The 13,395-nt window shown below is 22.7% G+C and carries 10 protein-coding genes and 1 rRNA gene; 10 read left to right on the top strand and 1 reads right to left on the bottom strand.

Going from position 1 to position 13,395, the window contains the following annotated elements; genetic code table 11:
* Positions 1–135: 135 nt before the first annotated feature.
* The 8 genes from murJ (at position 136) to pykF (ending at position 9,332) form a co-directional block, all read left to right on the top strand.
* On the top strand, positions 136–1,695 hold the full coding sequence (gene murJ, locus GJT81_RS01940) for a murein biosynthesis integral membrane protein MurJ (protein ID WP_169785645.1): 1,560 nt from the start codon (positions 136–138) through the stop codon (positions 1,693–1,695).
* Between the two features lie 574 nt (positions 1,696–2,269).
* Positions 2,270–2,644 carry an iron-sulfur cluster assembly accessory protein gene (locus GJT81_RS01935; protein WP_169785644.1) on the top strand — a complete coding sequence of 125 codons (375 nt, stop codon included), beginning with the start codon at positions 2,270–2,272 and terminating at the stop codon, positions 2,642–2,644.
* An 11-nt stretch (positions 2,645–2,655) separates the two neighbouring features.
* Positions 2,656–4,122 carry a Fe-S cluster assembly protein SufB gene (gene sufB, locus GJT81_RS01930; RefSeq protein ID WP_169785643.1) on the top strand — a complete coding sequence of 489 codons (1,467 nt, stop codon included), beginning with the start codon at positions 2,656–2,658 and terminating at the stop codon, positions 4,120–4,122.
* 32 nt (positions 4,123–4,154) lie between these two features.
* Positions 4,155–4,895, top strand: a complete 741-nt coding sequence (sufC, locus tag GJT81_RS01925; RefSeq protein WP_169785642.1) for a Fe-S cluster assembly ATPase SufC — start codon at positions 4,155–4,157, stop codon at positions 4,893–4,895.
* The gene (locus GJT81_RS01920; RefSeq protein ID WP_169785641.1) at positions 4,876–6,180 is read left to right on the top strand and encodes a SufD family Fe-S cluster assembly protein; all 1,305 of its coding nucleotides are present in this window, start codon (positions 4,876–4,878) and stop codon (positions 6,178–6,180) included. Before sufC ends, GJT81_RS01920 begins: the two co-directional genes overlap by 20 nt.
* Complete coding sequence (locus GJT81_RS01915; protein WP_169785640.1) at positions 6,155–7,387, top strand: SufS family cysteine desulfurase; 1,233 nt, start codon at positions 6,155–6,157, stop codon at positions 7,385–7,387. The genes GJT81_RS01920 and GJT81_RS01915 overlap by 26 nt, the downstream gene beginning before the upstream one ends.
* Positions 7,388–7,389: 2 nt before the next feature.
* Positions 7,390–7,815 carry a cysteine desulfuration protein SufE gene (gene sufE / locus GJT81_RS01910; RefSeq protein WP_169785639.1) on the top strand — a complete coding sequence of 142 codons (426 nt, stop codon included), beginning with the start codon at positions 7,390–7,392 and terminating at the stop codon, positions 7,813–7,815.
* Between the two features lie 104 nt (positions 7,816–7,919).
* Positions 7,920–9,332: a pyruvate kinase PykF gene (pykF, locus tag GJT81_RS01905; protein ID WP_169785638.1), complete on the top strand. Its 1,413-nt coding sequence runs from the start codon at positions 7,920–7,922 to the stop codon at positions 9,330–9,332.
* Positions 9,333–9,401: 69 nt separating this feature from the next.
* On the opposite strand, the gene GJT81_RS01900 is transcribed toward pykF, so the two are convergent.
* On the bottom strand, positions 9,402–10,577 hold the full coding sequence (locus tag GJT81_RS01900; RefSeq protein WP_169785637.1) for an aminotransferase class V-fold PLP-dependent enzyme: 1,176 nt from the start codon (positions 10,575–10,577) through the stop codon (positions 9,402–9,404).
* Between the two features lie 187 nt (positions 10,578–10,764).
* Between GJT81_RS01900 and murI the strand changes: the two genes are divergently transcribed.
* Together murI and GJT81_RS01890 are read left to right on the top strand one after the other, a co-directional pair.
* The gene (gene murI, locus GJT81_RS01895) at positions 10,765–11,580 is read left to right on the top strand and encodes a glutamate racemase (protein WP_169785636.1); all 816 of its coding nucleotides are present in this window, start codon (positions 10,765–10,767) and stop codon (positions 11,578–11,580) included.
* A 218-nt stretch (positions 11,581–11,798) separates the two neighbouring features.
* Positions 11,799–13,360 (top strand): 16S ribosomal RNA (locus tag GJT81_RS01890).
* Positions 13,361–13,395: the final 35 nt, after the last annotated feature.

The following is a 13,395-nucleotide window of genomic DNA, read 5'->3' as shown; positions in this document are numbered from 1 at the left end:
ATATAAACTAATATTTGTTTTAAATTAATTTTTTATAAGAATATTAGAATAAATATATAAAATTCTTATTTACATTATAATTTTTATTAAAATAATTTATGTATATAAAAAAATTGTTTTTGTTTAAGGAAACATATGAATTTGTTAAAATCATTAACAATGGTTAGTATTATAACATTATTATCTAGACTGTTAGGATTTATTCGAGACAGTTTTATAGCAAAAATTTTTGGAGCTGGTGTTTATAGTGATTCTTTTTTTATGGCGTTTAAATTACCAAATTTATTACGCCGTATTTTTGCTGAAGGAGCATTTTCTCAAGCTTTTACTCCAGTTTTAGCAGAGTATAAAAATAAAAAAAGTATTTTTGAAACTAAAGAGTTTATTTCTGCTGTATTAGGAATATTAACAATATTATTATCAATTGTTGTTTTATTAGGAATAATATTTTCTTCTTTTATTATTTCTATAATAGCTCCTGGTTTTGTTACTACTAGTTATAAGTTAAGATTAACCTCTAAAATGTTAAAAATAACTTTTCCTTATATCTTTTTAATTTCTTTATCTTCTATAGCAAGTGCTATTTTAAATATCTGGAAAAATTTTTTAGTACCAGCATTTACTCCTATAATACTAAATTTATGTATGATATTTTTTATAATGTTTTTGCCATTATGTTTTGATCCTCCAGTATTAATATTAGCATGGTCTGTTATAATTGGTGGTTGTATACAATTAATGTATCAGTTAATTTATTTAAAAAAAATAAATATGTTAGTACAACCACGTTGTAAATTTGTTATTTATAATAATATTCATGGAGTAATAAAAGTTTTTCAAAAAATGGGAATAGCTATTATTGGTGTATCTGCAACTCAAATATCTTTATTAATTAATTCTGTTTTTGCCTCTTTTTTAATTACAGGTTCAGTTACGTGGATTTATTACGCTGATCGTTTAATGGAATTACCTATTGGTATGTTTGCTGTTGCATTAAGTATAGTATTATTACCAGCATTAACAGATGCATTTACTACAAATAATGAAAAAGAATATAATCAATTAATAGATTTAGGTTTACGTTTATGTTTTCTTTTAATAGTTCCAAGTTCTTTAATTTTAGGTTTTTTTTCTAAAATATTATTAATTTCTTTATTTCAGTATGGAGCATTTACTTATTTTGATGTTTTAATGACACAAAAAAATCTTATTATTTATGCTATAGGTTTATTATTTATAATAACATCTAAAGTCTTAGCTTTAGGATATTATGCTAGACAAAACGTTAGAACACCTGTATCAATAGCAATATTTGTTTTAGTTATTACTCAATTAATTAGTCCTATATTTATCTATTTTTTACATCACCTTGGTTTTGCTATATCAATATGTTTAGCTGCATTTTTAAATTTTATTTTATTATTACGTAAATTAATACGAAGTAAAATTTATATTCCAGAATCTGGATGGTATAATTTTATTATACGAATAACAATTGTTACTGTTATTTTAAGTATGATATTATCTTTTTTTTCTATGGTAATTTCTGAGAAATGGTTAATTTTATCTAGTTTACAACTTCGTATAATATTTTTATGTATTATTTGTTTTTTTGTTTTTATATTATATATAATGATATTATTTTCATTAGGTTTTCGTACACAAGAATTTTCATTGAATAAAACAAAAATATAATTTTTTAAAAGTTTAAAATATTAACAAATAATATAATCATTATTATAAATAGTAAAAAATTTCTTTTAATAAAATTATATTTAATATAATCACCATAATTTAATATAACAACAAATAATCTTAAATAATTTTTTTTAGATAATAATTAAATAGAATATTTATTCAAATCTAAAAATAATTCATTTATTTTATAAAAAATTATATTTAAAAAATATTTTAAAAAAAAAATAATTAATATATAATTATTATTAATATAAGTATATGATTTAACTTTAACTTAATTATTACGAATTATTTATTAGTAATTAAATAATAGTTATTATTATTAATATATTTTATATTTTTATTATGACAAAAATTTTTACAAGATATTTATAATTATTTTAAGAATTTATAATAAAATAATTTATTAATTATATAACAAATTGTTTTAAACAAATAATAATTTAAAATTTTTTTAATAATTAATTTTTTATATTTTATATAAAGATAATAATTAAATATTTTTAAATAAATTACATGATTAATAATATATATTAATTGGTATAATTCATTACTTTTTTGGATGGTAATTATGTTTAAAAAAAAATTAATACATTTCTCTTGTAAAGAATCTTGGAAAGGAATTTTTTTAACTAATAATTCATTATTACAAGTTAATAAAATAATAAAAAAAGATTCTATAATTAATGGTATTAGATTAATTTTAATAAAAACAGGTTGTTTTGGTTTTAAATATAAAATTGAATTAATAACAAAATCTTTTAAAGATGATTTAATTTTTCAAAATAATAATATTTATATATATATCAAAAGAAAAGATATTATTTTTATAGATGGAACAATAATAGATTTTATTCAAGAAAATTTTAAAGAATATTTTAAATATTATAATTCTAAAATTATTAAATCTTGCGGTTGTGGAGAAAGTTTTAATATTAAACATTAAAGAAATTTATTATGCAAAATAATGATATAAAAGATAAAATTAAATTTTTCAATAAAAAAAAATCTCTTTATAAAGAAGGTTTTTCTACAAATTTAAAAAATAAACAATTAATACCAGGAATTAATAAAAATATAATTAAAAAAATATCTAAAATACGTAATGAACCTAAATGGATGTTAGATTTTAGATTAGAAGGATATAATTATTGGATAAATAATAAAGAACCTCATTGGTTGAATGGAAATTTTGATAAATTAAATTATCAAAATTATATTTATTATTCTGCACCTTTATCTATTAAGGATAATAAATTAAATATTAATTTTAATTATAATAAAAATAAATATTTTACAAATGCTGTATCAGATACTTTTAATAAATTAAAAATTCCTATTAATAATAAAAATATAGCTGTAGATGGAATCTTTGATTCAGTGTCTGTTATTACAACTCATAAAGATAAATTATTAAAAAAAGGAATAATTTTTTGTTCTTTAAATGATGCTATTCAAAACTATCCTGATTTAGTTAAAGAATATTTAGGTTCAGTTGTTTCTGCTAACGATAATTTTTTTGCATCATTAAACGCTGCTGTAGCTTCTGATGGAACATTTATATATATACCTAAAAATGTAGATTGTCCTATAGAATTATCAACTTATTTTCGTATTAATGAAAAAAATATTGGACAGTTTGAACGTACTATTTTAATTGCAGATGAAAATAGTAGTGTAAATTATATAGAAGGATGTTCTGCACCTATAAGACAAAATTATCAATTACATGCTGCTGTTGTAGAAGTAATATTATTAAAAAATGCTAAAGTAAAATATTCTACTGTACAAAATTGGTTTGCAGGAAATAAATATTCAGGAGGAATTTTAAATTTTGTTACTAAAAGAGCAATATGTAAAGGAAATCATAGTAAAATGTCATGGACACAATCAGAGACAGGATCGGCAATTACATGGAAATATCCTAGTGTTATTTTAAAAGGAGATTATTCTATTGGTGAATTTTTTTCTATTTCTTTAACAAATGGTTATCAACAAGCTGATACTGGAACAAAAATGATTCATATTGGTAAAAAAACTAAATCAACAATTATATCTAAAAGTATTTCTACAGAAAATAGTAAAAATACTTATAGAAGTTTAGTAAAAATTAATCAAAAATCAAATTATTCACGTAATTTTACTCAATGTGATTCTATTTTAATAGGTTCAAAATGTAGTACTCATACATATCCTAATATTAAAATTGCTAATAATACATCACAAGTGGAACATGAAGCTACAACTTCTAAAGTTGGAGAGGATCAAATATTTTTTTGTTTACAAAGAGGTATTAATATGGATAATGCTATTTCTATGATTATTAATGGATTTTGTAAAGATATTTTTATTAAATTTCCTTTAGAATTTGCTATAGAAGCACAGAAATTATTATCAATTAATTTAGAAAAAAGTATTGGTTAATATTTTTTAATTAAATATTATTTACATAAACTATGCTAAAAATAAAAAATCTACATGTACACATAAATAATAAAGTAATATTAGATAGATTTAACTTAAAAATTAATTCTGGAGAAATTCATGCTATAATGGGTCCTAATGGGTCAGGTAAAAGTACTTTATCATATATTTTAGTAGGAAAAAAAGAATATATAATTTCTAAAGGAGAAATATTTTTTAAAAAAAAAAATTTATTAGATATGAATCCTGAAATAAGAGCAAGAGAAGGTATTTTTGCATCTTTTCAATATCCTACTGAAATACCAGGAGTTACCAATAATTTATTTTTATATACATCATTAAATGAAATAAGAAAATATAATGGATTATCTTTATTAGATAGATTTGATTTTCAAGATTTAATTTATGAAAAAATAAAAATGTTAAATATAAAAAAAAGTTTTCTTAAACGTTTTGTAAATGTAGGTTTTTCTGGAGGTGAAAAAAAAATTAACGATATATTACACATGTTGATTTTAAAACCAAAATTATGTATTTTAGATGAAATCGATTCAGGTTTAGATATTGATGCATTAAAAAAAGTTTCAAAAATAATAAATATTATGAGATCTAAAGATAGATCATTTATTATTATTACTCATTATCGTCGTATTTTAGATTATGTTAAACCAGATTATGTACATATACTTTATAATAATAAAATTGTGAAATCTAGTGATTTTATGCTAGTTAAACAATTAGAGGATCAAGGTTATGGTTGGCTTAATGAGTAGTAATAATATATTAAAACAATTAAATAATATATATCAATTACATAAAAAAAAATATTTTTCAAAAAATTCAGAATATCATTGGTTAAAATTAAAAAATTTATTACATGATCCAACATATGTAAAAAAAAATATATATTTAAATATTATAAATGATAAACTATTAAAAATTCCTTTAACAAAAGAATTTTTAAAAAAAGATTTAGTAAACGTTATTTTTCAAATAGATGCTGTTTTTTTATATTTTATAAATGGTAAATTAAATAAAAATATAAGTGATATAAATAATATTTATTATAAAATAACTATCAATCAAGTAAATAATTTATATTATAAAAATATTTCTATTAAACATAATATGTTTACCCATTTATCAGAAGCTTTATCTAAAGAAATTATTTTTATTAATATAAATTTAAATAATATTAGTGATATAAAACCTCTTTATTTAATATATATTAATATAGGAAAGAATAGTGAAGATTTTTTTTATATGTCAAATTATAGAAATTATATAGATATTCAACAAATACAATCTATTACAATATTTGAACATTATATTAATATTAATCAATCTTATTTTAATAATATTTATACAACTTTAATTTTAGGTAATAATGTAAATTTAATACATTATAAACTAATCACTGGTGATAAAAAAAATTATTATTGTGCTAATAATGAATATTATTTAAATAATAATAGTTATATTACAAAATATGATTTTTTAATGTCTAATAAAATTATACATCAAAATAATAATTTTCAATTTAATGGAAATAATTCCACATTAAATTATAAAAGTTTATCTTTATCAAAAGGAAATAATATTTCTTATATAAATAGTTATTTAGAACATAATAAAAAATATTGTTATAGTAATCAACTTCATAAAGCAATAGTTGCTGATAATTCTATTGTAAATTTTAAAGGATTATTAAAAATTAATCCGCTAGCTATAAAAACAGATGGACAAATGAATTATAGTGGATTATTACTCAATAAATTTTCAGAGATAAATATCAAGCCAGAATTAGATATTTTTAATGATGATGTAAAATGTAAGCATGGTGTTTTTTCTGGTAAAATAGATAATAATCAATTATTCTTTTTAAGAACACGTGGTATTAATTTAAAAAAATCTCATAATATGCTGCTTTTAGCATTTTTAGTTGATTTAATTCAAGATATTTGTGATGATAATTTTAAAAAAGAAATATATAAATATATATCAAATTATTTCTTTACAGAGAATATTTTTAATGAATTTCAATTTAATAAAAATTAGGAAACAATTTCCTATTTTATCACATAAAGTTAATAAACATAACTTTATTTATTTTGATAATGCTGCTACTGTACATAAACCAATATCAGTTATTTCTTCATTAAATCAATTTTATACAAAATATTATTCATCAGTACATAGAGGTACACATACATTAAGTACAAAAGCAACTAATATTATGGAAAAGATACGTCATCAAGTAGCTGTTTTTATTAATGCACAAAGAACTGAAGAAATAATTTTCACTAAAAGCACTACAGAAGGAATTAATTTAATTGCAAATACTTGGGGTATAAATAATATTTTTTCAGGAGATAATATTATTATCTCAGTAATGGAACATCATTCTAATATTATTCCATGGCAAATTATATCAAAAAAAATAGGATTTCATATACATGTTATACCATTAACTAAATACGGAGAATTAAATTATAAAAGAATTTATAATTTAATAGATAACAAAACTAAATTAATATCTATTACTTATATATCTAATGTATTAGGTATAATTAATCCTATAAAAAAAATAGTAAAATTAGCTCAAAGTAAAAATATTTTAACAGTAATAGATGGAGCACAAGCAGTTACAAATAAAATAGTTAATGTTCGAAATATTGGATGTGACTTTTTTGTTTTTTCAGGACATAAAATTTTTGGACCTACAGGAATAGGTATTCTTTATGGTAAAAAAAGCATACTAGAATTAATACCACCTTGGGAAGGTGGTGGAGGTATGATAAGTAATATTGATTGTAATAATTTTCCTATTTGGGAAAAAATACCATGGAAATTTGAAGCAGGTTCACCTAATATTGCTGGTATTATAGGATTGGGTGCAGCTTTATCATGGTTTACATCATTTAATATAAAAGATATTATAAATCATAATCAAAATTTAATGTTATATGCTTTAAAAAAAATGTCTAATATACCAAATATTAAAATTTTTGGTAACAGTTCTCTAAACAATCGAGTAGGTATTATTTCCTTTAATTTAAAAAATTGTCATCCTTATGATATAGGATGTTTTCTTGATGAATATGGTATTGCAATACGTACTGGACATCATTGTGCTATTCCTTTAATGAAATATTATAATGTTAAATCTATGTGTAGAATATCTTTTTCTATATATAATAATTTTGAAGAAATAGATGTTTTTGTTAGTAAATTAATCTATATAAATAATTTATTAAATAAATGATTATGTTAGTAAACATATTACCTAATAAACATATATTAGAATCTAATTTTAAACGTTGTAATAATTGGGAAGAACGATATTTATATATAATTGAATTAGGAAAAATAATTCCTATTTTATCTCAAAAATACCATTCTTTAAAAAATTTAATTCATGGATGTCAAAGTCAAGTTTGGATTACTTTAAAAATTGATTCGAATAATCACGTATTATTTAAAGGATATAGTGATTCTTCTATCGTACAAGGTTTATTAGCAATTATTTTTATATTTTATAAAAATAAAAATTCTAATAAAATTATTCAATCTAATATTCAATCATATTTTAAAAAATTATCTTTAGATAAATATCTATCTTTATCTAGATTACAAGGAATAGAAATTATTATAAATACTATAAAAAAAAAAATAATACAATTAAATAAATAATTTTTTTATTTAATTATATTAATAATATATTATTATAAATATTTATAATTTTTTAAAATTTCAAATAAATTTTTTATTTTAAAAATAGGAAATATGTAAAATATATGAAAAAAACAAAAATAATATGTACTATTGGACCTAGTTCTGAATCTAAAAACATATTATCTAAATTATTAAATTTAGGTATGAATGTTATGAGATTAAATTTTTCTCATGGTAATCATAAAGATCATGAAAAACGTATTATAAATTTAAGAAAAATTATTAATATAACAGGGCAAACTGCAGCGATATTATTAGATACTAAAGGTCCTGAAATACGTACTATAAAACTTAAAAAAGGTATAGATGTATATTTAAAATCCGGACAAAAATTTATTTTAACTACGGATCAATCTGTTATTGGTGATAATCATTGCGTTGCTATAACATATCCTAATTTAATATTTGATCTTAATATAGGAAATAAAATACTTGTTGATGATGGTCTTATAGAAATGAAAGTATTAGAAATAGATAATAATAATATTATTTGTGAAGTATTAAATAATGGTAAATTATCAGAAAATAAAGGAATTAATTTGCCAGGAATATCTACTAAACTACCATCTTTATCAGAAAAAGATAAAGATGACTTAATATTTGCATGTAAAAATAAAATAGATTATATTGCTGCTTCATTTATCAGAAAAAAAGAAGATATATTAGAAATCAGAAATTTTTTAAAAAAAAATAAATGTGAAAATATTCAAATTATAGCTAAAATTGAAAATCAAGAAGGTTTAAATAATTTTGATGATATTTTAAATGTTTCTGATGGTATCATGGTTGCTAGAGGAGATTTAGGAGTAGAAATACCTGTAGAAGATGTAATTTTTGCTCAAAAAATGATGATTAAAAAATGTAATTTTTTTGGTAAAGTGGTAATAACTGCAACTCAAATGTTAGATTCTATGATTAAAAATCCTCGTCCAACAAGAGCAGAAGCTGGAGATGTAGCTAATGCTATTTTAGATGGTACTGATGCTGTTATGTTATCAGGAGAAAGTGCTAAAGGAAAATATCCTTTAGAATCTGTTGCCATTATGTCTAATATTTGTGAAAGAACAGACATAACTATGAATAATAGAATAAATTTTTATGAAAAATCTGTAGATATGAGTATTACTGATGCAATATGTCGTAGTGCTGTAGAAATATCAGAAAAATTAAAATCACCTTTAATTATTGTAGCTACAGAATTAGGAAAATCTGCAAAATCAGTAAGGAAATATTTTCCTAAAGCTATAATTTTAGCTTTAACTACTAATATTCAAACTTCTAAACAATTAATATTAAGTAAAGGTATAATACCTAAATTAGTAAAAAAAATATTGTCTACAGATGATTTTTATCATATAGGTAAAAAAGTTGCTTTATCTAGTAAATATGCTGTTATAGGAGATGTCATTGTTATGGTTTCTGGAGCTTTAGTACCTAGTGGAACAACTAATACTATTTCTGTTCATATAATATAATAACTATATTATTAAATAATTACATTTCTGTAAATATCAATAATTTTTATTTAATTAAAGAATAAAATATTAATTAATAAAAAAATTATTTTTATTATGTAAAATTTTATTTATTGTTTTATGTAGTTTATAAATAGTATAATCAATTTCTTTTTTAGTAGTAAATCTGCCTAAAGAAATACGTATGGAATTTTTAATTAACTTATTTGTTAATCCTATTGATTTTAACACATATGAAGATTGAGAATAATAAGATGTACATGCAGATGAAAGAGAAACAGCAATATTTTTCATTTCTATGATAAGTAATTTATTAAATATATCTTTTATACCTATATTGATTATATAAGGTGAACTATGTAAATAATCTCCATTATAAAAAATTCCTTTTATATTTTTTATATTATTCCATAAGTAATTTTTTAAATTTTGAATTTTTAATCTATCTTTTTCCATTTCATTAATAGAAATAAGTAATGCTTCTGACATACCAATTATCTGATGAACTGCTAAAGTACCTGATCTTATGTTTTGTTCTTGTCCACCACCATGTATAAAGGTATCTAACAAAATATTAGGTTTTTTTTTATTAATATATAAAACTCCTACTCCTTTGGGTCCATAAAATTTATGTGCAGAAAATGACATTAAATCAATATTCATATTTTTTAAATTAAATGGATATTTTCCTATACTTTGTGTTGCATCAACATGATAAATTATATTTTTATTATGACATATTTTTCCTATTTTTGATATGTTTTGTATTACTCCTATTTCATTATTTACATGCATAATAGAAACTAAAATTGTTTTTGCATTAATTGTTTCTTGTAGTTTATTTAAGTTTATTAAACCATTTTTAGATGGTTTTAAATATGTCACATAAAATCCAAGTTTTTCTAAGTAAAGACATGTTTCTATTACAGATTTATGTTCTATTGTTGTAGTAATGATATGTTTTTTATTTTTTTTAAAACAATTAATTATAGATTTTATTGCTATATTAATAGATTCACTTGCTGTAGATGTAAATATAATTTCATTATCATTACATCCTATACATTTAGCTATATTTTTTCTAGCAATGTCAACTTCTTTTTCTGCATTCCATCCAAATATATGTAAATTAGAAGAAGGATTACCAAAGATTCCATCTATAGTTAAATATTTTATCATTTTTTTTAAAACTCTTTTATCTACTGGTGTAGTAGAAGCATAATCTAAATAAATTGGATTTTTCATTATCTTAATTTATATAATTATATTTGTTATAATAAAGGTTAAGTATTAATTAATAATAATTAATTGATTTTTTTTATATTTTATATATTACTCATAATAAAATAAATATGTAATTATTTAAATACAATTTAATAATTAATTATTATTTTTGCTAAAATTAAAATTTATAAAAAAAGAAAATTTTATTATGAATAAAAAATTATTACAATCTAAAATGACAATTTTTATTTTTGATTCAGGAGTAGGTGGAATATCAATATATAACAAAATTAAAAAAATATTTCCTGAAATACATTTCATATATTTATTAGATAATAAATTTTTTCCTTATGGAATAAAATCAAAAAATTATATTTATAAGCGTTGTTTAAAAATATTAAAAAAAATTTCGTATCATTATTATATCTCATTAGCAATAATAGCATGTAATACTGCTAGTGTTTCTAGTCTTCCTATAATAAAAAATTATTTTTCTTTTCCAATAATAGGGGTTAGTCCAATTATAAAAGATTCTATTAATATAACAAATAATGGCATAATTGGTATTATAGCAACAAAAACAACATTAGAAAATTATTCTATACAAAATAAAATTAAATATTTTCGTCAAAATTATATTATAGAAATTTTATCATCTCAAAAATTAGTTTTTTTAGTTGAAAAAAAAATACAAGGATTAAATATATCTTTAAAAGAAATAAAAAATATTTTTCAACCTTGGTATAATTTAAAAAATTTTCCAGACACTATAATATTAGGTTGTACTCATTTTCCTTTAATTATTAATGAATTAAAAAATATTTTACCTAAAAATGTTAAATTTTTAGATTCTAGTAATTATATAATATCTAAAATAAAAAAAATTATAACAAAAAATAAATTTTTATTTAATACACAAAAAAATTTTATTTTATATACAAAATACACAGTAAAAATAAAAAAAATACAAAAATATTTAATTAGTCAAGGATTTAGTTTTTTCAAAAAAATTAAAATAAATTAAAATTATTTAAAATTGTTATAAATTTTATAAAAAATTCTTGACTCTTTAAAATTTAAATGTAAGATAAAAATTAATGCTTTAACTTAATATAGTTCTTTAACAATATATAAAAAATTTTTAAGGACACTCTTTTATAAGAGTTTTGTTATTTTAAAAATTTATGTTAAATAAAAAATTAAATTTAACATTTCTGTTTTTTTTATTTAATTTTTGTATTTTAATTGAAGAGTTTGATCATGGCTCAGATTGAACGCTGGCGGCAAGCTTAACACATGCAAGTCGAGCGGCATCGAGATAAATAGTTTACTATTTATTGTCGGCAAGCGGCGGACGGGTGAGTAATATCTGGGGATCTACTTATTGGAGGGGGATAACTATTGGAAACGATAGCTAATACCGCATAAGATCGTAAGATTAAAGTGGGGGATTTTATATTTTTTATAAAACCTCATGCCTTTAAATGAACCCAGACGAGATTAGCTAGTAGGTAAGGTAAAGGCTTACCTAGGCTACGATCTCTAGCTGGTCTGAGAGGATGATCAGCCACACTGGAACTGAGATACGGTCCAGACTCCTACGGGAGGCAGCAGTGGGGAATATTGCACAATGGGCGAAAGCCTGATGCAGCTATGCCGCGTGTATGAAGAAGGCCTTAGGGTTGTAAAGTACTTTCAACAAGAAAGAAATAATAAAATTTAATAAATTTTATTACTGACGTTACTTGTAAAAGAAGCACCGGCTAACTCCGTGCCAGCAGCCGCGGTAATACGGAGGGTGCTAGCGTTAATCGGAATTACTGGGCGTAAAGAGCACGTAGGCGGTACATTAAGTCAGATGTGAAATCCCTGAGCTTAACTTAGGAATTGCATTTGAAACTGATATACTTGAGTTTCGTAGAGGGGGGTAGAATTCCAGGTGTAGCGGTGAAATGCGTAGATATCTGGAGGAATACCAGTGGCGAAGGCGACCCCCTGGACGAATACTGACGCTCAGGTGCGAAAGCATGGGGAGCAAACAGGATTAGATACCCTGGTAGTCCATGCTGTAAACGATGTCGACTTGGAGGCTGTAAGCTTGACTTATAACTTTCGTAGCTAACGCGTTAAGTCGACCGCCTGGGGAGTACGACCGCAAGGTTAAAACTCAAATGAATTGACGGGGGCCCGCACAAGCGGTGGAGCATGTGGTTTAATTCGATGCAACGCGAAGAACCTTACCTGGTCTTGACATCCATGGAATTTAGTAGAGATACTTTAGTGCCTTCGGGAACCATGAGACAGGTGCTGCATGGCTGTCGTCAGCTCGTGTTGTGAAATGTTGGGTTAAGTCCCGCAACGAGCGCAACCCTTGTCCTTTGTTGCCATCGGTTCGGCCGGGAACTCAAAGGAAACTGCCGGTGATAAACCGGAGGAAGGTGAGGACGACGTCAAGTCATCATGGCCCTTACGACCAGGGCTACACACGTGCTACAATGGTATATACAAAGGGAAGCATCCTCGCGAGAGTAAGCGGATCTCACAAAATATATCGTAGTTCGGATTGGAGTCTGCAACTCGACTCCATGAAGTCGGAATCGCTAGTAATCGTAGATCAGAACGCTACGGTGAATACGTTCCCGGGCCTTGTACACACCGCCCGTCACACCATGGGAGTGAGTTGTAAAAGAAGTGAGTTGCTTAACCTTTTTTTATGGAGGGCGCTTACCACTTTGTGATTCATAACTGGGGTGAAGTCGTAACAAGGTAACCGTAGGGGAACCTGTGGTTGGATCACCTCCTTTACTGTAAGTACATACTCTATAATAAGAGTGTATCG

The organism is Enterobacteriaceae endosymbiont of Plateumaris consimilis (assembly GCF_012563145.1).
Taxonomy (GTDB): domain Bacteria; phylum Pseudomonadota; class Gammaproteobacteria; order Enterobacterales; family Enterobacteriaceae.
The sequence above is the reverse complement of the archived record's forward strand: the minus strand, read 5'-3'. Positions and strand labels throughout refer to the sequence as shown.

Coding starts and splice junctions, on each gene's coding strand:
- GJT81_RS01900 (WP_169785637.1), bottom strand. CDS start 10,577: ATGAAAAATCCAATTTATTTAGATTATGCTTCTACTACACCAGTAGAT.
- murJ (WP_169785645.1), top strand. CDS start 136: ATGAATTTGTTAAAATCATTAACAATGGTTAGTATTATAACATTATTA.
- GJT81_RS01915 (WP_169785640.1), top strand. CDS start 6,155: ATGAATTTCAATTTAATAAAAATTAGGAAACAATTTCCTATTTTATCA.
- murI (WP_169785636.1), top strand. CDS start 10,765: ATGAATAAAAAATTATTACAATCTAAAATGACAATTTTTATTTTTGAT.
- sufE (WP_169785639.1), top strand. CDS start 7,390: ATGTTAGTAAACATATTACCTAATAAACATATATTAGAATCTAATTTT.
- GJT81_RS01935 (WP_169785644.1), top strand. CDS start 2,270: ATGTTTAAAAAAAAATTAATACATTTCTCTTGTAAAGAATCTTGGAAA.
- sufB (WP_169785643.1), top strand. CDS start 2,656: ATGCAAAATAATGATATAAAAGATAAAATTAAATTTTTCAATAAAAAA.
- GJT81_RS01920 (WP_169785641.1), top strand. CDS start 4,876: ATGGTTGGCTTAATGAGTAGTAATAATATATTAAAACAATTAAATAAT.
- pykF (WP_169785638.1), top strand. CDS start 7,920: ATGAAAAAAACAAAAATAATATGTACTATTGGACCTAGTTCTGAATCT.
- sufC (WP_169785642.1), top strand. CDS start 4,155: ATGCTAAAAATAAAAAATCTACATGTACACATAAATAATAAAGTAATA.